We start from the raw sequence: 21,337 nt of genomic DNA on the forward strand, positions 1-21,337 counted from the left end.
CCAGATCTCAGCCCTTCCAGGCGCGCTTCACCCGGCCGTCCTCGACCTCGAAGTTCAGCCGGCCGAACCGGTACTCCATGGTGATGATCGCGCCCGGCGGCAGCTTTCTGACCGTGGACCAGCCGTGCTCGTGGGCGCGGCGCTCGGCGCTCGGCGCCTCCAGTCCGACGTATGCGTCGGGATCGTCCCGGGGTTCTTCGGGCGAGTTGGGAAAGGGTGCCATGACGGCCACGTTAGGCGGCCGGAGGGTCCGTTGTCCTCCCGTAGTCACGCTTCTGTCACAGAACCACGACACGCGTTTCGATCGTCCCGACATCGGCCGCCGGCGCAGTGGGATGTCACACGTACGAGCGGTTCCGTACGCCTTCCGCGCGCTGTCGAACGTAATTCTGGGGCGGTTCGGCACCATCGCGAATAGCCCGTCGGAAAGCACGCCGGGGGGTCGTATGTCCGGTGCGTCTCCGGCCTTTTCCGGCTGATTCCCGGACGGCTCACGGAAGCCGACAGCTCATGGGAAATACACATTTCCAACACACTTTCCCCGTACGCCCTCTGTCGGAGCGGGCGGGGCCGCGAGCATCATGGCGTGCATCACGGGCCCAGGACGCGGCAGCGAAGGGGCGAGCGATGGGGACCGAGACCGTACAGGCGCCGGAAGGACCCGTGGGGGCCGAGCCGCGGGGGCGGCTGGTGGTCGACTGGCTGACCACCACGGACCACAAGAAGATCGGCCATCTGTATCTGGTCACCTCCTTCCTGTTCTTCCTCGCCGCCGGGCTGATGGCGCTGGTGATGCGCGCCGAACTGGCCCGGCCGGGTAACCAGATCGTCGACAACTTCCAGTTCAACCAGCTGTTCACGCTGCACGGCACCATCATGCTGCTGCTCTTCGCGACGCCGACCTTCGCCGGGTTCGCCAACGAGATCATGCCGCTGCAGATCGGCTCGCCCGATGTCGCCTTCCCCCGGCTGAACATGCTGTCGTACTGGCTGTTCCTCTTCGGCGGTCTGATCGTGCTGGGCTCGCTTCTGGTGCCCTCGGGACCCGCCGCCTTCGGATGGTTCGCCTACGCGCCGCTCAACAGTCTGGAACGGTCGCCGGGCATCGGCGCCGACATGTGGATCATGGGGCTCGCATTGGCCGGCTTCGGCACGATCCTCGGCGCGGTCAACTTCCTCGCCACCATCATCGGGATGCGCGCGCCCGGCATGACGATGTTCCGGCTGCCGATCTTCACCTGGAACACGCTGTTCACGTCGATCATGATCCTGATGGCGTTCCCGGTGCTCGCGGCCGCGCTGCTCTGTCTGGAGTCGGATCGCCGGTTCGGCTCGCACATCTTCGACGCGGCCAACGGCGGCGCACTGCTGTGGCAGCACCTGTTCTGGTTCTTCGGGCATCCCGAGGTGTACATCATCGCGCTGCCGTTCTTCGGGATCGTCACGGAGATCATCCCGGTGTTCAGCCGCAAGCCGATCTTCGGTTATCTGACGCTGATCGCCGCGACGATGGCGATCACCGGGCTGTCGATGGTCGTGTGGGCGCACCACATGTTCGCCACGGGTGCGGTGCTGCTGCCGTTCTTCTCCTTCATGACCTTCCTGATCGCAGTGCCGACGGGCGTGAAGTTCTTCAACTGGATCGGCACCATGCTCAAGGGCTCGCTGTCGTTCGAGACACCGATGCTGTGGGCGACCGGCTTCCTGGTGTCGTTCCTGCTCGGCGGACTGACCGGGGTGATCCTGGCCTCGCCGCCGATGGACTTCCACGTCACGGACACGTACTTCGTAGTGGCGCACTTCCACTACGTCGTCTTCGGCACAGTGGTCTTCGCGACGTTCGCGGGGTTCTTCTTCTGGTGGCCGAAGTTCACCGGAAAGCTCCTCGACGAACGGCTCGGCAAGATCCAGTTCTGGACGCTCTTCGTCGGCTTCCACACCACGTTCCTGGTGCAGCACTGGCTGGGCGCCGAGGGGATGCCACGGCGGTACGCGGACTATCTGGCCGCCGACGGCTTCACCGCGCTGAACACGGTCTCGACGATCGGTTCGTTCCTGCTGGGCCTGTCGACGCTGCCGTTCCTCTACAACGTCTGGAAGACCCACCGGTACGGCGTGAAGGTCGACGTCGACGACCCGTGGGGCTACGGCCGGTCGCTGGAGTGGGCGACCTCCTGTCCACCGCCCCGGCACAACTTCGTGACGCTGCCCCGGGTCCGCTCCGAGTCCCCGGCGTTCGACCTGCACCATCCGAAGTTCGCGGCGATCACACCGCCCCAGACCCGCGAGGGCCAGGAGCTCACCCCACACCCGCGCTTCGGTCAGGAGCGGCCGACAGACGGTCCCGAGGAGTCCTGACACCGGCGGTTGAGGACCGGGAATGTCCTCAACCGCCCTGCTTTCCTCAGCTCAGCGCGGTGACCGTGACGGACAGGTCGTTGTCGACCGTGTAGTGGGGCTGGGCCGTCACGGGGCCCTGCTCCGTCTCGACGCGGACCGTCGGATAGACGAAGACCGGGTTCTTGTCGACGACGTCGTCCAGCAGCCGCGCGATCCGCACACGCGGCCCGGCCTCCCCCTCGGGACGCAGCCACAGGTCCCAGGTGCCGGGCGGCAGGGCGCCGTAGGACACCGTGAAGCGGAAGGTGCCCTGCTCCGGGGTGAGTTCGGCCCGTACGAGGGGGGCACCCTCCTCCCGGTCGGTGAGTTCGACGTAGGCGTCCGGGGTCGGCTCACAGCCGTACGCCTGGGCGGTCACGGTCAGTTCGTCGGTGCCGATGTGGAGTTCGCCGGCCTCGGCGTGCGGGGAGCGCTCCCAGCTGCGGACGGAGAGGTTGCCGTGCTTGGTGCCGTACGGGATGCGGACGGCGATCCGGTCGGCGGTGGGGGTGGGCGCGCGGTCGACGAGGGAACGCAGGTCGTTGAGGCCGGGGGCGAGTCGGCAGGGTTCACCGCCCGCCATCTGGAGGTAGGCGTCCCAGCGGCCCTCGGGGACGTCCACACCGCTGGGCAGCGCGGCCCGCAGCCGGCCGCCCGCGACCGGGGTGAGCGGCAGGCGCACCTTGTCCTCGGTGCCCCGGAGGTAGAGGACGAGATGGGCGGGGCCGGGCTCGCCGCGGTCGGCGATGTCGAAGGTCAGGCCGCCCGCGGAGTCGGCGACACAGTCGGCGCGCGGGGTCGCGGCCTTGTCCTCGTCGTCGTGGTGCGTGGGCTGCTGCGGAGCCAGCGTCATCATGCGGTGCGCCCCTTCTTGAAGGCGGAACGTCCGGCGTCCCGAACGGCATACGCGCCGCCGAGGAGCGCGCCCCGGGTGCGGTGGAGCGAGCCGCGTATGCGGCCCACCGGTGAGGCGCCGCCGCGGGCGATCAGGTCGGAGAAGAGCGTCTCGTAGCGTTCGGCGATGCGGGCCGGGTCGAAGCGCTCGGAGTCCTTGAGCGCGGCGGCCGCCATCTCCTGCCGCTTGTCGTCGTCGTTGATGAGTTCGAGGAGACCGCCGGCGATGGCCTTGACGCTGCCGACCTTGACCAGGCGGCCGTCGACGCCGTCGTCGATGATCTCGCCAGGGCCGTGCGGGCAGTCGGTGGAGACCACCGGGAGGCCGCAGCGCATGGCCTCGACGATCGTCATGCCGAACGACTCCATGCTGGAGGTGACGGCGGCGATGGAGCCCTTGGTCCACTCGGGCTCGATGGGGTTGGCGGGGCCCATCAGGTAGACGTGGTTGTAGAGGCCCAACCTGTCGATGAGGGCGCGCAGTTTGTCCTTCTGCTTGCCGCCGCCGTAGATGCGCAGACGCCAGTCGGGCCGCTCTTCCCGCACCTTGTCGAAGGCCTTGACGAGCAGGTCGTAGCGCTTCACGGGCGCGAGCCGACCGGCGGCGACGACCCACCGGCCGGTGCCGTCGGCCGGGTCGATGCCCGGCGCGGGCACCGGGTTGGGCACGGCCTGGAGGCGGACACCGGGCAGCCGCATCTTCGAGCCGTACGAGCGGGCGTCGGCCTCGGTGGTGGTGGTGAGCGCGTCGAGCCGCGGGTAGACGCCGCGCAGGGTGGCGCGCAGGGCCGGGGAGTGGCTGTCGAGCGTGAGGTGCTCCTGGCCGACGCGGATCGGGCCGCGGCGGGTCTGCCGGGCCATGTGCACGTTCAGCCCGGGCCGGGTGCCGACCAGGACGTCGGCGTCGACCGCGGCGAGATGCTCGGCGATGCGTCGGTCGGTCAGGGCGCTGTACTGCGCGTAACGGCCCTCGGCACGCGGGAAGACCTTGGCGGGGCGCTGGAGGTCGGCGTGGTCCTTGTCGGCGCCGTCCTCCCGGATGTCGACCAGGGCACGCAGCCGCACCTTCGGGTCGACGGAGAAGACCGGCTCGTCACGGTGGCGGAAGACGGAGACGATCTCGACGTCGTGCTGCTCGGCCAGGGTGTTCGCAAGGTTGTACGTCGTGCGGATCGTCCCGCCGATGCCGTACGCGTTGTGTATCAGGAAAGAGATGTGCATGCGTCCCCCGAACCCCCTGTTTTCCCTTGTTTTGCCTGGTCATCCATTACAAGCGGTTCTGATCCGCCGCCGGATGGTTAGACCCGGGATTCCGGGGAACGGTTGGTCTTCATCATCAACTTGTTCTGCAACAGTTGCCCGATCGATAGCCGTACGAGGGAACCCGTTCGCCCCGAACCGCATCAGGGCCTGTAGGGCAGCTGCGGTACGTCGAAGCAGGTGTCGTTCATGTCCCCTTGGCTCACCCATCCCTTCTCGTCCTGCCAGCGGGCCACCGACACACACGTTTCGCGGGTCTTCGGGGGCTCTGTGAGCCGTTCGAAGCGGACGGGGACGAGCAGTCCGTCGGCGGTGTAGGGCTCGTCCCGGTTCATGAACCGGTCGACGCACGCGCGCGAGACACCGTCTTCGGTGCCGGCGCAGGCTTTCGCCGCGTCCGTGAACCACATGGCGGCCGCCCAGCCCTCCAACTGCCACTGGGAGTGCGTCTTCAGATCCTTCGTCGCGTCCCGGAACTCCCGTACGGCCCTGTCGCCGGTGTCCGCGTGGTTGCGGCTGGAGCCGGTGGCCCACAGGGCGTTGCGGCAGCGCGGGGCGTCCTTGTAGTCCTCGGCGACCGTGGAGGTCCAGTTCTGCACATTGGTGACCTTGGCGGTCACCTCGGCGCCGACCTCGTCCATCGCCTGGCAGAGCCGGGCGTTGCCATGACTGTCGATCGCGTCGAAGACCAGGTCGGCGCCCTGCTCCTTGATGTCGGCGGCGGCCGCGCGGAAGTTGGGCAGCGCGAAGTCGACCTGCTCGGTGACCACCTCGTACCCCTCGGCCTTCAGCCCCTGGACGACCAGACGGGCGTACGCGGCCGACGAGGACTGGTTGTACGACACCACGGCGGCCGTACGCGCCCCGTGCTCGCGCTTGAAGTAGCGGTAGACCTCGGTGCCGCCGTACTGCTTCCCGTCCCAGCCGGTCGTGCCGTTCCGGGGCGCGAGGCTGCCGTAGATGCTGTAGAGGTGCGGATAGGTGTCGTACGCCGGGCCGATGGGCTGGCCGCCGATGTCGGGCACGCGCGCGTGGGCGACGCGGGAGGCGCCCGCGTAGTCGAGGGCGGTGGTCGCGACGAGGGCGACGACCCCGTCCTCCTCGACCAGCCGGTGCACGCACTCGTTGTTGCCGACGCCGCTGCCGCCGTCGTCGCACTCGCGGACCTCGACCTCGCGAGCGTCGATGCCCCCGCGCGCGTTGAGGGCGTCGAAGTAGGCCTTCGCCCCGTCGCGCGGACCGGTGAACACGGCACCACCGACCGGGCTGGTGACGCTGGTGATGATGCCGACCCGCAGCGGCTCACGGCTCCGCGGGGCGGTGGGGGTGTCGCGGCGCTCGAAGTCGCTCTCCGGGAGCCGGCTGCCGCAGGCCGTGGCCAGGAGGAGCAACAGGCCTACGGCGACAGCCTTGGCACGCGGGACGGCGCCGGCCTCAGCAGCCCGGAAGCGGTGACTCATTGCCGCTCAGCGCGACCAGCCCGCACAGCGTCTTGACGGAGACCTTCCAGGTGCCGTCCTCCTCGACGGCCGTCCCCGCCGCGTCGGGCAGGGCCGTGGCGCCCTCCAGGAGCAGGGTGTACGTCACGTTCGCCTCGGTCGGTGAGGTGAACTCGACCTTCTCGACCTGGGCCTGCACCTGGCCGCCGCGCTCGTCGCCGCTGAACGCCGCCAGGACCGGGCCCATCAGCTCACCGTTCTCCAGAACGGCCTGCTTCTCCTCGGTGGAGGTCTTCGGGTCGAAGAACGTCCGCCAGTTCTCCTTGATCTCCTTCTCGGCCGCCGCCGTGTCCGCGGGCCCGCTCGGGCTCTCCTCGGCCGGCTCGCCCGTCGTCCGCTCGACCGTGGGGGTGGGGGGCGTCGTGGCGCCGCCGCCGTCGCTGTCGTCGCCGCAGGCCGCGAGGGCCGGGGCGAGGAAGAGCAGCAGGGCGGCGGTCAGTGCCGTAGCCCGTCCTCGTTGCCGAGGGGCGCGCCCCCGCTGTCCGTTCGCCCGCCTGAGGTCGCTCCCGAGAACCATCTGGCTCACCACCGGGTGTCGGTCCGGGCGGTAGGCGCCCGGTTCTTTCAGGGTCAGCTTCCAGAAGGCATAGTGCAAGCCAACGGCCGGCATGCACAGACACACGACGTGTGGGAGCCCCGGATGCGGACAACCCGACTGCGGACCGTGCACCCCGTCCTCTGGGCCGGCTGGGCCGCGCTCGCCGGCGGCGCCGTGCTGTGTGTCGTCGGCTGGTACGGCATCTCCGGCGAGCGTTTCGCGGAACGGCAACTGCCGTACCTGGCCTCCTGCACGGTCCCCGGCGCCGCCCTGATCATCGCGGGCGCGGTCCTCCTCGCCCACGGCAGGAACGCCCTGGCCGCCACGCGTGTCGAGGAGTTGTACGGCCTGCTGGTCGCCACCGAGCCCGCCGACGTCTCCGGCGTCGACGCGTCAGGGCAGGCGGCGGCCGCGCCCCTCGCCACCAGCGAGACGCTGCTGATGGTGCCCTACGGCACCCTCTGGCACCGTGCGGATTGCCCGTTGGTGGCAGACAAGCCGGAAGCGGTGCCGGTGGACTCCCGGACCATGATGATCGGGGACCTGAGGCCGTGCCCGATCTGCGAGGCCCCTGCCTCCGGTGAGCCTCCCCCGGAGGGCTGATGTCGTCGCTGACGTACGACCTCACGCTGGCCGGGCTGTCGGTCGGCAGCGCGGCGGCCCTCACCGGAATCGGCCTGATCGTGACGTACCGGGCCACCGGTGTGCTCAACTTCGCGCACGGGGCGATCGCGATGGTCTGCGCGTATCTGCTGCGCCAGTTCACCGTGGAGTGGGGCTGGCCGCTGTGGCTCGGTGCCGCTGTGACCCTGCTGGTGGTGGCCCCCGCGATCGGCCTGGTCCTGGAACGCTTCGTCTTCCGCCCGCTCGCCGTGCTCGGCGGCGACCCGGCGCAGACCCTCGTGGCCTCCCTCGGCGTCTTCGTCCTCCTCGTCGGCGGGGCCGCCCTGCTGTGGGGCCAGGGGGCGCGGGCGGACGCGCCGACGCTGGTGGCGGCCGACCCCTGGGGCCAGTTGGCGGTGGCCGTGGCGATCGCGGCGGCCGTAGGCGCGGTCACCCGCTGGACCCGCTTCGGGCGCGAACTGCGCGCTGTCGTGGACGACAGATCCCTCGCCGTCCTCGGCGGCATCGACGCCGACCGGGTCGCCGCCGCGGGCTGGGCGTTCGGCTCGTTCACGGCGGGCCTGACCGGCGTACTGCTGGCCCCTTACGTACGCCTCGACCCGTACGGCATGCCGCTGCTCGTGATGGAGGTGGTCGCCGTCGCGGTCGCCGCCCGGATGCGCAGCCTGCCGGTGGCCGTGGTGGTGGCGCTGGGCATCGGCGTCGCCCAGAGCCAGCTGACCCGGCTGCACCCCTCGGGCTGGGCGGAGCCGTTGGTCCAGGCCGTGGGCGCCAACCTCTTCGTGGTGGCGCTGCTGATCGCGGCCCTGGTCCTGCCCGGCGTCGGCACCCGGGACGCCCTGCCGCGTACGGCGACCGCGCGGTCCGAGACGCCGACGGGTGCCTGGATCGTGGCGGTGATCCTGTTCCTGATCCCGCTCGGCTTCGCGGGCCGGGACCTGCACACGTCCGTCCAGGTCCCGGCCCTGGGCGTGATCCTGTTGTCCCTGGTCGTGGTGACGGGCCGGGGCGGCCAGATCTCCCTCGGCCAGGCGGCGTACGCGGGCCTGGGCGCGCTGTTCACAGCGCTGCTGGCGGCCGGCCGTTTCCCGTTCCTGCCGGCGCTGCCCGAACTGACCGCGCTCCTGGCGGCTGTACTGCTGGTGGCTCCCCTGGGCCTGCTGACGGGCTGGCCCGCGATCAGCCGCCACGGCCTGGCGCTGGCCCTGGCCACGTTCGCGGTGGGCGTCGGGGTGAGCCGCTTCGTCTTCGCCCAGCCGTACGCTACGTCCGGTCTCACGCTGTCCCGCCCGGCGGGCTTCGCCGACGACCGCGTGTACTACGTCCTGGAGTTGGGGTTGCTGGCGGGCGCGCTGGCGGCCACCCGCCTGCTCCGCCGGGGCCGCACGGGCCGGGCCCTGGCGGCCATGCGGGACCACGAGTCGGGGGCCTCCGCGGCGGGCGTACGCGTGCCGTCGTTGAAGCTGACGGCCTTCGTCGCGGGCGCCGCCCTTGCCGCCCTCGGCGGCGGCATGCTCGCCATGGGCGTCCGCGCCTTCGACCCCGCCGCCTACGACCCCGTCCGCGGCCTCCTCTGGTTCGCCGCCATCGTCGTCCTGGGCGCCGACAACACGCTGGGCGCCCTCGCCGCGGCCGCCCTGCTGGTGGGGCTGGACGCGGGCACCAGGGGCGGGGTCGCGGCCGCGGTGATCGGCGTCCTGGCGGTACTGGTGGGCCGCTTCCCCGCCGGACCGTACGAGACGGTGCGCGCGGCGGCCGTACGGCCGCGGTCGGGGCGGCGCGGGGTGTTGACGCCGCTGGGGGTCGGGGTGCGGGGCAGGTTACGGGCAGGGGGAGTGGTGGCCGACGGCGGGGCCACCGGGAGGGGTGCGGAGGTGGCGGAGGCCTCGGCTGCGGGCTGGGCCGGAGCCGGGAGCACCGCAGGGCTCGGCGCCACGGGCATGGGCGCCACGGGCATGGGCGGCACGGGCATGGGCGGCACGGGCATGGGCGGCACGGGCATCGACACCACAGGCCTGGGTGGCACGGGCGTCGGCCGCGTCGGCCGCGGTACGCGGCGCGGTGGAGACCGTCGGCGGGACGCGCGGAGCACGGCGGGCGCGGGTGCGGAGCCGCCGCGCCCCGCACCCAGGGCGCCACGACCGCTGAAGCCGATGGAACACGCCCACCAGGACGACGGCTCGCCGGGCGCGGCGGAGTACGGCGGCCCAAGCCGAGGCCTGCCCGGCGCGGTAGAACCGCCGCACGCCCTCCGCGCCCGCCGGCTCCACGTCACCTACGGCGGTTTCACCGCTCTCGACGGTGTCGATCTCGACGTCCTCCCGGGCCGGATCAGCGCGGTCGTGGGGCCCAACGGGGCCGGGAAGAGCACGCTGTTCCACTGTCTGGCCGGGACGCTGCGGCCCGATCACGGGCGGGTCCGCCTCGGGGAGCGGGACGTCACTCGGCTGTCCGCGCATGCCCGTACGCGGCTCGGAGTCGCACGTACGTTTCAACAGCTGGCCGTTTTCCCCTCATTGACCGTGGCCGAAAATGTTCGGGTGGGTGCTGAGCAGGGGCGGGTCGCCGACCCCGGGGCCCTGGAGCGGGCACTGCGGTTGTTCGGGCTGGACGGGCCGGTGCGGGCGTTGCCCGCGGCCGGGCTGCCGACCGGGACGCTGCGGCGGGTCGAGCTGGCGCGGGCGTTCGCCGGGAGTCCGCGCGTGCTGCTGCTCGACGAGCCCGCCGCCGGGCTCGACACGGGTGAAGTAGCCGCCCTCGCCCGCGTGTTGCGGGCCCTCGCGGCGGACGGGACGGCCCTGCTGGTCGTCGAGCACGACCTCGACCTCGTCGCGGACCTCGCGGACGTCGTGCACGTCATGGCGGCGGGCCGGATCGTCACCTCCGGCCCCGCCGACCAGGTCCTGCGCACGCTCGGCCCGCGCGACACGGCGGCCGGACGATGACCCTCGTCTCCCTCCGGCATGCCCGCGTCCGATACGGCCCCCTGGAGGCCCTGCACGGCGTCACCCTCGCCGCGCCGGGCCCCGGCCTGACCGTTCTGTTGGGCCGCAACGGCTCCGGCCGTACGACCGCGCTGCGCGCCCTCGCCGGCGCGGTGCCGCTCTCCGGCGGGGCCGTGGTGTGGGACGGGGCCGATGTCACCCGGATGCCCGCGTACGAGCGGGCCCGGCGGGGCCTCGTCCTCGTCCCCGAGCGGCGGGCCGTCTTCGGCTCGCTCACCGTGCGCGAGAACCTCGAACTCGCCGCGCCGGACTTCTCGTACGCCCTGGACGCCTATCCAGCGCTCGAACCGCTCCTTCCCCGCCGCACCAACACCCTCTCCGGCGGCGAGCAGCGCATGCTCGCGCTGTCGCGCGCCCTGCCGGCACGCGCGCGTGTCGTGCTCGTCGACGAGCCCACCCAGGGCATGTCACCGATGGTCGCGGCCCGCACGTACGAGCTGCTGAGGGGACTCGACGCCTGCGTGGTCGTCGCCGAACAGCGCCTGCCACCGGGGCTGCGCGGGGCGTCGGCGCTCGTGTACGAACTCCGACGCGGGACGGTGGCGTTCAGCGGCGAGGCGGCCGAGTTGCCGTAGGGGATTGCCGTGAGGGCCGGATGACAGGCGCGGGTCCCACCCGGTCGGGGAGCCGGATGGGACCCAGGTACCCGGGCGTCGGAGGAGCGCTCAGAGGTCGAGTCGCTGCCCGGGCACGATCATGTGGGGGTCGGCGCCGATGACGGCCTTGTTGGCGGCGTAGACCTGCCGCCAGGTGGTCCCGTGGCGGGCGGCGATACCGCTCAGCGTGTCGCCCTGGCGGACGGTGTAGTCGCCGCGGGACGAGCCGCGGTCGGGGTGGCCGGTGGAACGCGACGGAGCCGACTTGGTGGATGCCGAGTCGGGGGCGGGCGCGGCCGGTGCGCTGCCGTACGCTCCGGCACGCGCGGCGCATACGGGCCACGCGCCCCAGCCTTGGACACGCTGGACCTTCGTGGCGATCGCGATCTGCTGGGACTTGGAGGCCTGGTCGGCGGTGGCCGCGTAGGCCGTGCCGCCGAAGCCGCGCCAGGTGGAGGCGGCGAACTGGAGGCCGCCGTAGTAGCCGTTGCCGGTGTTGATGTGCCAGTTGCCGCCGCTCTCGCACTGGGCGATGCGGTCCCACACTCCGCCGTCGGCCGCCGCGGCGTTGCCGGTGACGGTCAGTAGTCCGAGCGGGGCGAGCAGCGCCGCCCCGGCGAGGACCGCCGTCGTACGCGTCCTGCGGACGTCTTGCGTCCTACGGGCGCCCTGCGTCTTGCGAATGTTCTCGCGTGTGTTGTCGGCACATGCGGACATGGATTTCCCTCTCAAAGGACTCGGGGTCCCCCAGGGCGGGGCGCGACGCCCGTCGCACAGGACGCGGGTGACGCGCTCAGCCCTGTCCGCCGGCGGTGGTGCGGTGGTGCTGAGCTGGCTGTGGCGGCCGGCGGACGTACCCGAGCGGTGCTCGTTGCACACGGCGGGGAATCTAGGGAGCTTGACTGGTTGTCAGCAATCAATCGTTTGTCGTTCGAGGCCAGTTCGCCGTTACCACGAGTAGCGACTATTTCCGGCCGTCCATTTCATTCGCCGATTTCGGGATTTGTCGACCAGGAACCCGGATGATCTGTGACCCACTTCACCGGACCAACTTCCTCGGAAATCCGAGAAGTTGGCACGGAGTAACTGATTCCGGGCATGGATTCACCCTGTGCGTCGGATGGTTCGATTCCGTTCCTCGCCGGGCGTGACTCCGGCCACAGATCGCCGTTGTCCCTTTCATGAGCCGGAACCTCCGCGCTCATGGGCCGGGAGCCACCCGGCTCCGACACGCACCACATCCCGAGGAGCCACCCGTGCCGCGCATGCTCGAGGTCAGCGACGAGGTACGCGCCGAGATCGGCAATGAAGAAGCCGACCGGCTGCTCGCCGGAGAGAACGCCCCCGGCGGCTACGACTGCACGTCGTGCCGCACCCCCGGCGACTCCGAGCAGGAGCGCACCAGCACCGTCCTGTTCGTCGGCGACGAGACAGCCGTGCTCGCCTTCGCCCACGCCACCTGTCTGCCCTCCCAGGTCGTCCAGGTCACCGAGGAGCAACTGCAGGGCGCCGCCCGTTCCATCGCCGGGGACTCCCCGGCCCAGGCCGCACCCGAGCAGGCCGTGCTCGGCGTCACCAGCGGACTGATCCTGCTCAGCGGCGAGTTGCACCCCGCGCTCGTCGTGGAGCCGACCGCGCCGATCGCGCGGCCGGGCACGACCGGCTCCGGTGACGACTTCCTGCCGCTGCTCATCGAGCAGGGCTTCATGCCGCTGCCCCAGATCGACTCCGTGCCGCCCGTGCTGCACGGCTGGTCCGTCCTGCTCGCCATGGGCCAGCTGCACGCCATCCTGCAGCCGGGTACGTCCGCCGGGTCGCCGGTCGCCTGGTGGCAGGCGCATCAGGCGCTTCAGGTCGCCGACGGCTGGCGGGCGGCCGCGAACAAGCACCAGCAGGTGTTGATGTTCGCGGCGCCGGTGGGGTCGATCGGGCGGCAGCCGCGGGAGGATCTGCTGCGGGAGGCGCTCGACAAGGCGGCGGCCTCCGGCAAGTTGGTCGCGGCGACGTTGCCGCTGGCCGGGACCTGAGTTCTTCCCATCGCGCAGCTCTCCGCGCCCCTTCAAGGCGACCGGAGGCTGAATGGTGGAGCCGGCGCATCTCTTGCGCGGTGGGGTCGTTGGCAGTGACGTGCACGCATATGACGTTCCCCGCCGCCAGTCCTACCAGTCGATCTCTTCCCTGCGGCCGACTCAGGATCCTTCGGGAGGCCCATCCGCCACGCCGATCTACGACACGCTCTACGCCGAGTGGGTCCGGAACTATCGGGCCCTGCCGGGCGACCGGAACGGTGAGGAGGAGCTGGGCTTCACGGGTTTCGGGAACCTCCCGCACGGTTCGGGCGGGCGCGGTACGGGTTCGTACAGCGCCCGGCACGCCACGGGGCACCTCGCCACCCAGCGCGAGTCCCAGTCCGGCAACACGACCACGACGACCACCGCGTGGCAGCCGGTCGGGCGGATCCCCACCGGGCACACGGGGATGCACCACATCCCGTCCCCGCTGACACCGAACCCGCGCCGGGGTCTTTGAAGCGGGCAGACGTAGAGGCGGCCACCCGGAACCCGGGGTGGCCGCCTCTACGTCTGCTTTCGCTCTACTTCTTCTTGCCGCGCTTCTCGCGCACCCGTACCGAGATATGGATCGGCGTCCCCTCGAAACCGAACTCCTCGCGCAGGCGGCGCTCGATGAAGCGGCGATAGCCCGCCTCGATGAAGCCGGAGGCGAAGAGCACGAAGCGCGGGGGCTTGGTGCCTGCCTGGGTGCCGAAGAGGATCCGGGGCTGCTTGCCACCCCGGATCGGGTGCGGGTGGGCGGAGACCAGCTCGCCGAGGAAGGCGTTCAGACGGCCCGTCGGGACACGGGTCTCCCAGCCGGCGAGAGCCGTCTCGATCGCGGGGACCAGCTTCTCCATGTGCCGGCCGGTGCGCGCCGAGACATTGACCCGGGGCGCCCAGGCGACCTGACCGAACTCGGTCTCGATCTCCCGCTCCAGGTAGTAGCGGCGCTCCTCGTCGAGGGTGTCCCACTTGTTGTACGCGATGACCATCGCGCGGCCGGCCTCGACGGCCATCGTCACGATGCGCTGATCCTGCACCGAGATCGACTCGGAGGCGTCGATGAGGATGACCGCGACCTCGGCCTTCTCTACGGCGGCGGCTGTGCGCAGCGAGGCGTAGTAGTCGGCGCCCTGCTGCAGGTGGACGCGCTTGCGGATGCCCGCCGTGTCGACGAACTTCCAGGTGACGCCGCCGAGTTCGATCAGCTCGTCGACCGGGTCACGGGTGGTGCCCGCGATCTCGTTGACGACGACGCGCTCCTCGTTCGCCACCTTGTTGAGGAGGGAGGACTTGCCGACGTTCGGGCGGCCGATGAGGGCGATGCGGCGGGGGCCGCCGACCGCCGTGCCGAAGCTCTGCTCGGGCGCCTCGGGCAGGGCCTCCAGGACGGCGTCCAGCATGTCGCCGGTGCCACGGCCGTGCAGCGCGGAGACGGGGTGCGGCTCGCCGAGGCCCAGGGACCACAGGTACGAGGCGTCGGCCTCGCCGCTCGGGCCGTCGACCTTGTTGGCGCACAGCACCACGGGCTTACCGGCCTTGCGCAGCAGTCGTACGACGGCCTCGTCGGTGTCGGTGGCGCCGACCTTGGCGTCGACGACGAACACGACGGCGTCGGCGGCCTCGATGGCGTACTCGGCCTGGGCGGCGACGGAGGCGTCGATGCCGAGGACGTCCTGCTCCCAGCCGCCGGTGTCGACGACCTTGAAGCGGCGGCCCGCCCACTCGGCCTCGTAGGTGACGCGGTCGCGGGTGACGCCGGGCTTGTCCTCGACGACCGCCTCGCGGCGGCCGATGATGCGGTTCACGAGCGTCGACTTGCCGACGTTCGGGCGGCCGACGACGGCGAGGACGGGCAGCGGGCCGTGGCCCGCCTCATCGATCGCGCCCTCGACGTCCTCCAGGTCGAAGCCCTCTTCCGCGGCGAGCTCCATGAACTCCGCGTACTCGGCGTCGCCAAGCTCTCCGTGCTCGTGCTCGGAGGGAAACTGGTCGTTCATGAAGTCCGTACCTCTGTCGTTCATCGTGGTGATCGGTGGAGCACGCGGGGGTGCCGAGTGCTCCACTACTCGAGTGTTGCCTAGCGGCCGGTGAGCCGCCTGGCGTTTTCCAGGTGTGCGCCGAGCTGCTTCTGGATACGCTCGGTCGCCTCGTCCAGGGCCTTGCGCGTACGTCGTCCGCTGCCGTCGCCCGCCTCGAAGGGGTCACCGAAGACGACGTCGACGCGGCTTCGCAGCGGAGGCAGCCCCTTTATCAACCGTCCGCGCCGGTCGGAACTTCCCAGTACGGCGACCGGGACGATCTGTGCGTTGCCGCGTACCGCGAAGTACGCGAGCCCGGCACGCAGCGAGGCGAAGTCGCCCTCGCCCCGGGTGCCCTCCGGGAAGATGCCCAGCACACCGCCGTTGTGCAGGACGGCCAGCGCCTGGGTGATGGCGGTGCGGTCGGCGGTCGAGCGGTCCACCTTCAGCTGGCCGATGCGCAGCAGGAAGGGGTCGAGGGGACCGATGAACGCCTCCTTCTTGATGAGGAAGTGCGTCGGCCGGGGTGCCACGCCCATGACCATCGGGCCGTCGATGTTGTGGGAGTGGTTGATCGCGAAGATCACCGGGCCGGTCGCGGGGACCTTCCAGGCGCCCAGGACGCGCGGCTTCCACAGGCCGTACATCAGGCCGACGCCGATACGCCGTCCGACCTCGGCGCCCCGTACCGAAGGAGCCTGGACCGAAGAGGTCTCGCTCACTTCGCCGCCCGCTTCTCCTCGATGAGCGTGACCACGCACTCGATGACCTGCTGGAGGGTGAGGTCCGAGGTGTCCACCTCGACCGCGTCGTCCGCCTTGGCGAGCGGCGAGGCCTTGCGGTTGGAGTCGGCCGCGTCCCGCTTGAGCAGGGCCTCGCGGGTCGCGTGGACGTCGACGCCCTTCAGCTCACCGCTGCGGCGGGCGGCGCGGGCCTCCGGGGAGGCGGTGAGGAAGATCTTCAGGTCGGCGTCCGGCAGTACGGTCGTTCCGATGTCGCGGCCCTCGACGACGATGCCGTTCTCGGCGCCCGAGGCGATGGACCGCTGGAGCTCGGTGATCCGCGCCCGCACCTCCGGTACGGCACTCACCGCGCTGACCTTGGAGGTGACCTCCTGGGTGCGGATCGGGCCGGCGACGTCCGTGCCGTCGACCGTGATGGTCGGCCCGGCCGGGTCGGTCCCGGAGACGATCTCCGGCTTCCCGGCCACGGCGGCGATCGCCGAGGGGTCCTCTATGTCGATGCCGTTGTTGACCATCCACCACGTGATCGCCCGGTACTGGGCTCCCGTGTCCAGATAGCTCAGCCCGAGCTGCGCGGCCACGGCCTTCGAGGTGCTCGACTTGCCCGTGCCGGAGGGGCCGTCGATGGCAACGATCACTGTGGCGCGTTCCACTGGGGAGCACCTTTCCTGGTCCGAGGTGAATGGGGCAGGACGGAAAGCGCCCCGGACAAGGGTACTGGGTACCCGTAGCCCATCCGGCCGTACCTATGGCGGCCGTGCACTGTCCTTATAGCCGACGTCTACTGCTCTATGGCCAAGGCCTACTGCCGAATCGCCCAACCCCGTTCCCGCAGCGACGCCGTCAGTACCGGCGCCGCCTTCGGCTCCACCATCAGCTGCACCAGGCCGGCCTGCTGCCCGGTGGCGTGCTCGATGCGTACGTCCTCGATGTTGACGCCGGCCATGCCCGCGTCGGCGAAGATACGGGCCAGTTGGCCGGGCTGGTCGTCGATGAGGACGGCCACGATCTCGTAGGCCCGCGGAGCGGACCCGTGCTTGCCGGGGACGCGGATCTGGCCGGCGTTGCCGCGGCGCAGGACGTCCTCGATGCCGGTGACGCCCTCGTGGCGCTTGGCCTCGTCGGAGGCCTGGAGGGCGCGCAGGGCCTGGACGGTCTCGTCGAGGTCGGCGGAGACGTCGGCGAGCACGTCGGCGACCGGGCCGGGGTTGGCGGAGAGGATGTCGATCCACATACGCGGGTCGGAGGCCGCGACGCGGGTCACGTCCCGGATGCCCTGCCCGCACAGCCGTACGGCCGACTCCTCGGCGTGCTCCAGGCGCGCGGCGACCAGGCTGGAGACCAGGTGCGGCATGTGCGAGACCAGGGCGACGGCGCGGTCGTGGGCGTCCGCGTCCATGACCACCGGCACGGCCCGGCAGTGCGAGACCAGCTCCAGGGCCAGGTTCAGGACCTCGGTGTCGGTGTCCCGGGTCGGGGTCAGCACCCAGGGACGGCCCTCGAAGAGGTCGGCGGTGGCGGCCAGGGGTCCGGACTTCTCACGGCCCGACATCGGGTGCGTACCGATGTAGGCCGACAGGTCGAGGCCGAGTTCCTCCAGCTCACGGCGCGGGCCGCCCTTGACGGAGGCGACGTCGAGGTAGCCGCGGGCGACGCCCCGGCGCATGGCGTCGGCGAGCACTCCGGCCACGTGCGCGGGCGGGGCGGCGACGATCGCGAGGTCCACCGGGCCGGCGGGCGCCTCGTCGGTGCCGGCGCCGAGCCCGGCCGCCGTACGGGCGTGCTCCAGGTCACGGTCGGCGAGGTGGACGGTCACGCCGCGCTGGGCGAGGGCGAGGGCGGCGGACGTGCCGATCAGGCCGGTGCCGATGACGAGTGCGGTTCTCACTGGGCGATGTCCTTGCGGAGTGCGGCCGCGGCGCCCAGGTAGACGTGCGCGATCTCGGAGCGGGGCTTGTCGGACTCGATGTGCGCGAGGATCCGTACGACCCGGGGCATCGCGCCCTCGATGTCCAGCTCCTGGGCGCAGATCAGCGGCACGTCGGCGAAGCCGATGCCGAGCTTGCGGGCGGCGGCGGCCGGGAAGTCGCTGTGCAGGTCGGGGGTGGCCGTGAACCAGATGCTGATGAGGTCGTCCGGGGTGAGCCCGTTGCGCTCCAGGACCGCGGTGAGCAGCTCGCCCACCTGCTCATCCATGTGCCCCGCCTCGTCCCGCTCGAGTTGGACGGCGCCCCGGACCGCTCGTACCGCCACGGCTGTGCTCCTCGCTGATGTACATCCCGACTCTTTGTCCATCCAGCCTAGTGAGCCCGTGTCGAGGGGGTGCACGGCGCCCGTCTGCCGAGACGCCACAACAGCCCGCACCCACCCGCACCCCGTGGCTTCGATCTCTGACCGCAGATCATGACAATGTCACGCGAACGTCACTGTCCCGCCACTTGGGGTCAAACACCTCCGTGCGCCTCTGGACGTCGCCCCGCGCGTCCGCTTGCATGGGGAAGGCCGTCCGCGCCACGCCTCGGGGGAGGCTCGCATGAAGCGCTCCGGACCACTTCTCACGCTCCTCGGTGGACTTCTGCTGGCCCTGGTGATGCTGTCACTCAACGCGACGACAGGGACGCGCTCCACGTCGTCGTCCACCACGAACGAGCCGCCGCCCGCCTCGGCGTCACCGAGCCCGTCCCCGACGAAGGCGTCACCGTCGCCGAGCCCGACGCCCACTCCGCCGCCGAACGCCGACTACGCGGGCCGTACCGATGACGACTCCGCGGCGATCGCGGTCTCGCTGCGCGACGGCAAGGCGGTCGCGTACTTCTGCGACGGCCGCGACAAGGAGTCCTGGCTCAAGGGCGACGTCGAGGACGACGGCGGCATGAAGCTCACGAGCAAGGACGGCGCCGAGCTGAACGGCACGATCGAGGGCGGGAGCATTCGGGGCACGGTGGACATCGGCGGCCAGGAGTACGGCTTCACCGCGGACAAGGCGGTCAAGCCGTCGGGGCTGTACCGCGCGACCGCCAACGTACGCGGGGCCGAGGTCGACGGCGGCTGGATCCTGCTCCAGGACGGCCGCCAGGTCGGCATCCTCAAGCGCGACGGCACGCCCTCGCCAGCACCGGAGATCGACCCGGAGACGGGTGCGGTGACGGTCGACGGGCAGCGGCTCACGGCCCGCCCCGTCACCCCATGACCCCTCTGATCACCCCATGACGCCCCTCTGAAACCGCTCACGGCAGGGAGCAGCTCATGACCGTCGACCCGAACGCCGCCACCCAGGACTTCCCGTCCCCACCGTCCGCCCCCGCCCGCCCCGGCGGTGGCGCGAGCCGTTACCTGGTCCCGGCCCTGGTGGCGTGTGCGGTGGCGATCGGCCTGGGCGCCTACGGCAAGGTGCACGACCCGGCGGGGACAGCGTTCAACCTCGCCGGCTTCAGCAGCACGGGCGCGGTCAAGTCATGGCTGGCGACGGTGTCGTTCGGCTTCGCACTCGTCCAGCTGGTGTCGGCGCTGATGATGTACGGCAAGCTGCCGGGCCCGAGCTGGTCGGGGGTGCTGCACCGCTGGTCGGGCCGGGTGGCGTTCCTCGTCGCGGTGCCGGTGGCGGTGCACTGTCTGTACGCCCTCGGCTATCAGACCTACGATCCGCGCGTTTTATGGCACTCTGTCCTGGGTTGTTTCTTCTTTGGTGTTTTCAGTGCAAAGATGCTGCTGCTCCGCTCGGAGCGCCTCCCCGGGTGGCTCCTGCCGATCGTCGGCGGCCTCGTCTTCACCGCTCTCACGGTCGTCTGGCTGACCTCCGCCCTCTGGTTCTTCCGCACGTTCGGAGTGACGACATGACGATGGGTTCGACGCGGCGCACGGTTCTGGCGACCGGGGCGGCGGGCGCGGTGGCGGCGCTGCTCGTGGGGTGCAGCGAGTACGGGGACGGGGGCGGCGACACCGACGAGGAGCAGACGCCGGGCGGCGAGGAGCTGGCCAGGACGGCCGACATCCCGGTCGGCGGCGGCACGATCTTCAAGGACCGGAAGGTCGTCGTGACCCAGCCCGAGGAGGGCGACTTCAAGGCCTTCTCGGCGGTCTGCACCCATCGAAGCTGCATCGTCAGCAGCGTCTCGGACGACACGATCAACTGCGCGTGCCACGGGAGCAAGTTCAGCATCACGGACGGCGCGGTGGAGAACGGTCCCGCCACCGCGCCGCTGCCCGCCGAGCAGATCACGGTCTCGGGAAATTCGATTCGGCTGGCCTGAGCCCACCCCGTACGCTCCCGGGCATGCAGCCCCCGCAGCCCGTGCAGCCGCACGCCCTGGTCCTCGACCACACGATCTACGCCTGCGTGATGGGTTCGCGCGCCTTCGGTCTGGCGACGGACGGCAGCGACACGGACCGGCGGGGAGTGTTCCTGGCCCCCACGCCGCTGTTCTGGCGGTTCGAGAAGCCGCCGACGCATGTGGAGGGGCCGGCCGAGGAGCAGTTCAGCTGGGAGCTGGAGCGCTTCTGCGAACTGGCGCTGCGCGCCAACCCGAACATCCTGGAGTGCCTGCACTCCCCCTTGGTGGAGCACGTCGACGCCACGGGCCGCGAACTGCTCTCCCTGCGTGGGGCGTTCCTGTCCTGCCAAGCCCAGGAGACATTCGCCCGCTACGCCCTCGGCCAGCGCAAGAAGCTGGACGCCGACGTCCGCACCCACGGCGCCCCGCGCTGGAAGCACGCCATGCACCTGCTCCGTCTGCTGATGAGCTGCCGTGACCTGCTGCGCACCGGCGAGCTCACCGTCGACGTGGGCGATCAGCGCGAGCCCCTGCTGGCGGTCAAGCGCGGCGAGGTCCCCTGGGCCCGGGTCGAGACCTGGATGGCCCGCCTCGCCGCGGAGACCGAGGAGGCGGCGGCCCGCTCCCCGCTGCCGCCGGAGCCGGACCGGGCCCGGGTCGAGGACTTCCTCGTCCGGACCCGGCGCGCCTCAGCCCTTGGCTCCGTCGAGGCGGACCCGGACCACGAAGTCGTGCAGGGCGTCATAAGCGGACGGGTTCTCCGGCAGCACTGACAGGGCCTGCCCCTCGTCCAGCACGCCCTGGAGCCGCTCCACGTCCTCCGCCACCCGCTCCTGGTCCACATCGGCGGCGCCATGCTCCCGCGCCGCCTTCGCGGCGATGAGGTCCGGCAGGTACGCGGGGGCCTCGGCGATCTCCGGCAGCAGGGTGGGCAGATGCGCCTGCACCTCGCCGCTGCGCATCAGATGAATGCCGGTCAGCAGCACCCGAAACGTGTAAAGAAGCGGCTTGAGTTCACCGGTCTTCTCGAAGAGCCGCCACTGGGTGATGGCGAACCCCCGGTAGTGGTGGGCGTGGTGCCGGGTGAGGACTCCGGGGGCGAGCGCGATCAGTTCGCGGTGCGACTCGCCGGTGTGCACGACGAGCGGGGAGAGCAGCTGCTCCAGCACATAGCCGTTGCGGCGCAGCATCAGCTGTGCGAACTTGCGCAGGTCGTGGGTGACGAGGTCCATCTCGACGCCGTCCCGGTCCCACATCCTCGACCGGGTCTCCTCCGGCTCGCGCAGCCCGACCAGTTCGGCCGTGGGCAGCAGGTGCACGCCGCGCAGGTCGACGTCCGAGTCACGCGAGGGGAAGCCGTACAGGTGGGCTCCGGAGACGGTGGCGAACAGCAGGGGGTCGGGCTGTTCGGCGACCACCGGGTCCAGGTCGATGTCGAGGGCGTCCGTCATCC

The 21,337-nt window shown here is 71.1% G+C and carries 22 protein-coding genes; 10 read left to right on the forward strand and 12 right to left on the reverse strand.

Annotated features, from left to right (window positions below; all coding sequences use genetic code 11):
• Window positions 1–7 precede the first annotated feature (7 nt).
• Window positions 8–223, reverse strand: coding sequence for an I78 family peptidase inhibitor (locus F3T56_RS04420; protein ID WP_149823348.1), 216 nt, complete (start codon window positions 221–223; stop codon window positions 8–10).
• A gap of 404 nt (window positions 224–627) precedes the next feature.
• On the opposite strand from F3T56_RS04420, the gene ctaD reads away from it, so the two are divergent.
• On the forward strand, window positions 628–2,358 hold the full coding sequence (gene ctaD, locus F3T56_RS04425; RefSeq protein ID WP_149823349.1) for an aa3-type cytochrome oxidase subunit I: 1,731 nt from the start codon (window positions 628–630) through the stop codon (window positions 2,356–2,358).
• A 46-nt stretch (window positions 2,359–2,404) separates the two neighbouring features.
• Here ctaD and F3T56_RS04430 read toward each other — a convergent pair whose 3' ends face one another.
• From F3T56_RS04430 to F3T56_RS04445, 4 genes are all read right to left on the reverse strand, one after another.
• Complete coding sequence (locus tag F3T56_RS04430; RefSeq protein WP_425473543.1) at window positions 2,405–3,232, reverse strand: hypothetical protein; 828 nt, start codon at window positions 3,230–3,232, stop codon at window positions 2,405–2,407.
• Window positions 3,232–4,494, reverse strand: coding sequence for a glycosyltransferase family 4 protein (locus F3T56_RS04435; RefSeq protein WP_149823351.1), 1,263 nt, complete (start codon window positions 4,492–4,494; stop codon window positions 3,232–3,234). The genes F3T56_RS04430 and F3T56_RS04435 overlap by 1 nt, the downstream gene beginning before the upstream one ends.
• 182 nt (window positions 4,495–4,676) lie before the next feature.
• A complete protein-coding gene (locus F3T56_RS04440) occupies window positions 4,677–5,993 on the reverse strand; it encodes an ABC transporter substrate-binding protein (protein WP_149823352.1) in 1,317 nt (438 codons plus the stop codon).
• Window positions 5,968–6,549, reverse strand: a complete 582-nt coding sequence (locus F3T56_RS04445) for an MTB12 C-terminal domain-containing protein (protein WP_172638801.1) — start codon at window positions 6,547–6,549, stop codon at window positions 5,968–5,970. The genes F3T56_RS04440 and F3T56_RS04445 overlap by 26 nt, the downstream gene beginning before the upstream one ends.
• A gap of 123 nt (window positions 6,550–6,672) precedes the next feature.
• Here F3T56_RS04445 and F3T56_RS04450 point away from each other — a divergent pair, with 123 nt between their 5' ends.
• From F3T56_RS04450 to F3T56_RS04460, 3 genes are read left to right on the forward strand one after another with little or no spacing between them, the layout of a single operon-like run.
• Window positions 6,673–7,173 (forward strand): hypothetical protein, encoded by a 501-nt coding sequence (locus F3T56_RS04450; protein ID WP_149823353.1) that lies wholly within the window; start codon window positions 6,673–6,675, stop codon window positions 7,171–7,173.
• Window positions 7,173–10,139, forward strand: coding sequence for an ABC transporter permease subunit (locus F3T56_RS04455; RefSeq protein WP_149823354.1), 2,967 nt, complete (start codon window positions 7,173–7,175; stop codon window positions 10,137–10,139). Before F3T56_RS04450 ends, F3T56_RS04455 begins: the two co-directional genes overlap by 1 nt.
• Complete coding sequence (locus F3T56_RS04460; RefSeq protein WP_149823355.1) at window positions 10,136–10,774, forward strand: ABC transporter ATP-binding protein; 639 nt, start codon at window positions 10,136–10,138, stop codon at window positions 10,772–10,774. Before F3T56_RS04455 ends, F3T56_RS04460 begins: the two co-directional genes overlap by 4 nt.
• 90 nt (window positions 10,775–10,864) lie before the next feature.
• On the opposite strand, the gene F3T56_RS04465 is transcribed toward F3T56_RS04460, so the two are convergent.
• Window positions 10,865–11,512: a LysM peptidoglycan-binding domain-containing protein gene (locus F3T56_RS04465; protein ID WP_149823356.1), complete on the reverse strand. Its 648-nt coding sequence runs from the start codon at window positions 11,510–11,512 to the stop codon at window positions 10,865–10,867.
• Window positions 11,513–12,051: 539 nt separating this feature from the next.
• Between F3T56_RS04465 and F3T56_RS04470 the strand changes: the two genes are divergently transcribed.
• Together F3T56_RS04470 and F3T56_RS04475 are read left to right on the forward strand one after the other, a co-directional pair.
• Entirely contained in the window at window positions 12,052–12,822 is a 771-nt protein-coding gene (locus tag F3T56_RS04470) for a hypothetical protein (RefSeq protein WP_149823357.1), read from the forward strand.
• Window positions 12,823–12,922: 100 nt separating this feature from the next.
• Window positions 12,923–13,324, forward strand: coding sequence for a hypothetical protein (locus F3T56_RS04475; RefSeq protein ID WP_172638797.1), 402 nt, complete (start codon window positions 12,923–12,925; stop codon window positions 13,322–13,324).
• 64 nt (window positions 13,325–13,388) lie between these two features.
• On the opposite strand, the gene der is transcribed toward F3T56_RS04475, so the two are convergent.
• The 5 genes from der to aroH all read right to left on the reverse strand — a co-directional run bounded on the left by der (window position 13,389) and on the right by aroH (window position 17,866).
• Window positions 13,389–14,849 carry a ribosome biogenesis GTPase Der gene (der, locus tag F3T56_RS04480; protein WP_172638798.1) on the reverse strand — a complete coding sequence of 487 codons (1,461 nt, stop codon included), beginning with the start codon at window positions 14,847–14,849 and terminating at the stop codon, window positions 13,389–13,391.
• 80 nt (window positions 14,850–14,929) lie between these two features.
• Complete coding sequence (locus tag F3T56_RS04485; protein WP_425473541.1) at window positions 14,930–15,631, reverse strand: lysophospholipid acyltransferase family protein; 702 nt, start codon at window positions 15,629–15,631, stop codon at window positions 14,930–14,932.
• The gene (gene cmk / locus F3T56_RS04490) at window positions 15,589–16,266 is read right to left on the reverse strand and encodes a (d)CMP kinase (RefSeq protein WP_149823360.1); all 678 of its coding nucleotides are present in this window, start codon (window positions 16,264–16,266) and stop codon (window positions 15,589–15,591) included. The genes F3T56_RS04485 and cmk overlap by 43 nt, the downstream gene beginning before the upstream one ends.
• Window positions 16,267–16,415: 149 nt before the next feature.
• Window positions 16,416–17,501, reverse strand: coding sequence for a prephenate dehydrogenase (locus F3T56_RS04495; protein WP_149823361.1), 1,086 nt, complete (start codon window positions 17,499–17,501; stop codon window positions 16,416–16,418).
• Window positions 17,498–17,866 (reverse strand): chorismate mutase, encoded by a 369-nt coding sequence (aroH, locus tag F3T56_RS04500; protein ID WP_149823362.1) that lies wholly within the window; start codon window positions 17,864–17,866, stop codon window positions 17,498–17,500. The genes F3T56_RS04495 and aroH overlap by 4 nt, the downstream gene beginning before the upstream one ends.
• 280 nt (window positions 17,867–18,146) lie before the next feature.
• On the opposite strand from aroH, the gene F3T56_RS04505 reads away from it, so the two are divergent.
• From F3T56_RS04505 to F3T56_RS04520, 4 genes are read left to right on the forward strand one after another with little or no spacing between them, the layout of a single operon-like run.
• On the forward strand, window positions 18,147–18,803 hold the full coding sequence (locus F3T56_RS04505) for a hypothetical protein (RefSeq protein ID WP_149823363.1): 657 nt from the start codon (window positions 18,147–18,149) through the stop codon (window positions 18,801–18,803).
• A gap of 56 nt (window positions 18,804–18,859) precedes the next feature.
• Window positions 18,860–19,450, forward strand: coding sequence for a DUF6529 family protein (locus tag F3T56_RS04510; RefSeq protein WP_149823364.1), 591 nt, complete (start codon window positions 18,860–18,862; stop codon window positions 19,448–19,450).
• Window positions 19,447–19,863: a Rieske (2Fe-2S) protein gene (locus F3T56_RS04515; protein ID WP_149823365.1), complete on the forward strand. Its 417-nt coding sequence runs from the start codon at window positions 19,447–19,449 to the stop codon at window positions 19,861–19,863. Before F3T56_RS04510 ends, F3T56_RS04515 begins: the two co-directional genes overlap by 4 nt.
• A gap of 23 nt (window positions 19,864–19,886) precedes the next feature.
• Window positions 19,887–20,657, forward strand: coding sequence for a nucleotidyltransferase domain-containing protein (locus F3T56_RS04520; RefSeq protein ID WP_149823366.1), 771 nt, complete (start codon window positions 19,887–19,889; stop codon window positions 20,655–20,657).
• Here F3T56_RS04520 and F3T56_RS04525 read toward each other — a convergent pair.
• Complete coding sequence (locus tag F3T56_RS04525; protein WP_149823367.1) at window positions 20,574–21,335, reverse strand: nucleotidyltransferase domain-containing protein; 762 nt, start codon at window positions 21,333–21,335, stop codon at window positions 20,574–20,576. The genes F3T56_RS04520 and F3T56_RS04525 overlap by 84 nt on opposite strands.
• Between the last annotated feature and the right edge of the window lie 2 nt (window positions 21,336–21,337).

The organism is Streptomyces tailanensis, assembly GCF_008386495.1.
In the GTDB taxonomy this organism is placed as follows: Bacteria; Actinomycetota; Actinomycetes; order Streptomycetales; family Streptomycetaceae; genus Streptomyces; species Streptomyces tailanensis.

Bases quoted from the DNA above. Each gene is read 5' to 3' on its own strand.
- F3T56_RS04430 (WP_425473543.1), bottom strand. From the start codon at position 3,232: ATGACGCTGGCTCCGCAGCAGCCCACGCACCACGACGACGAGGACAAG.
- F3T56_RS04505 (WP_149823363.1), top strand. From the start codon at position 18,147: ATGAAGCGCTCCGGACCACTTCTCACGCTCCTCGGTGGACTTCTGCTG.
- F3T56_RS04460 (WP_149823355.1), top strand. From the start codon at position 10,136: ATGACCCTCGTCTCCCTCCGGCATGCCCGCGTCCGATACGGCCCCCTG.
- F3T56_RS04510 (WP_149823364.1), top strand. From the start codon at position 18,860: ATGACCGTCGACCCGAACGCCGCCACCCAGGACTTCCCGTCCCCACCG.
- F3T56_RS04445 (WP_172638801.1), bottom strand. From the start codon at position 6,549: ATGGTTCTCGGGAGCGACCTCAGGCGGGCGAACGGACAGCGGGGGCGC.
- F3T56_RS04440 (WP_149823352.1), bottom strand. From the start codon at position 5,993: ATGAGTCACCGCTTCCGGGCTGCTGAGGCCGGCGCCGTCCCGCGTGCC.
- F3T56_RS04455 (WP_149823354.1), top strand. From the start codon at position 7,173: ATGTCGTCGCTGACGTACGACCTCACGCTGGCCGGGCTGTCGGTCGGC.
- F3T56_RS04515 (WP_149823365.1), top strand. From the start codon at position 19,447: ATGACGATGGGTTCGACGCGGCGCACGGTTCTGGCGACCGGGGCGGCG.
- der (WP_172638798.1), bottom strand. From the start codon at position 14,849: ATGAACGACCAGTTTCCCTCCGAGCACGAGCACGGAGAGCTTGGCGAC.
- F3T56_RS04435 (WP_149823351.1), bottom strand. From the start codon at position 4,494: ATGCACATCTCTTTCCTGATACACAACGCGTACGGCATCGGCGGGACG.
- F3T56_RS04520 (WP_149823366.1), top strand. From the start codon at position 19,887: ATGCAGCCCCCGCAGCCCGTGCAGCCGCACGCCCTGGTCCTCGACCAC.
- F3T56_RS04525 (WP_149823367.1), bottom strand. From the start codon at position 21,335: ATGACGGACGCCCTCGACATCGACCTGGACCCGGTGGTCGCCGAACAG.
- F3T56_RS04420 (WP_149823348.1), bottom strand. From the start codon at position 223: ATGGCACCCTTTCCCAACTCGCCCGAAGAACCCCGGGACGATCCCGAC.
- ctaD (WP_149823349.1), top strand. From the start codon at position 628: ATGGGGACCGAGACCGTACAGGCGCCGGAAGGACCCGTGGGGGCCGAG.
- F3T56_RS04465 (WP_149823356.1), bottom strand. From the start codon at position 11,512: ATGTCCGCATGTGCCGACAACACACGCGAGAACATTCGCAAGACGCAG.
- F3T56_RS04450 (WP_149823353.1), top strand. From the start codon at position 6,673: ATGCGGACAACCCGACTGCGGACCGTGCACCCCGTCCTCTGGGCCGGC.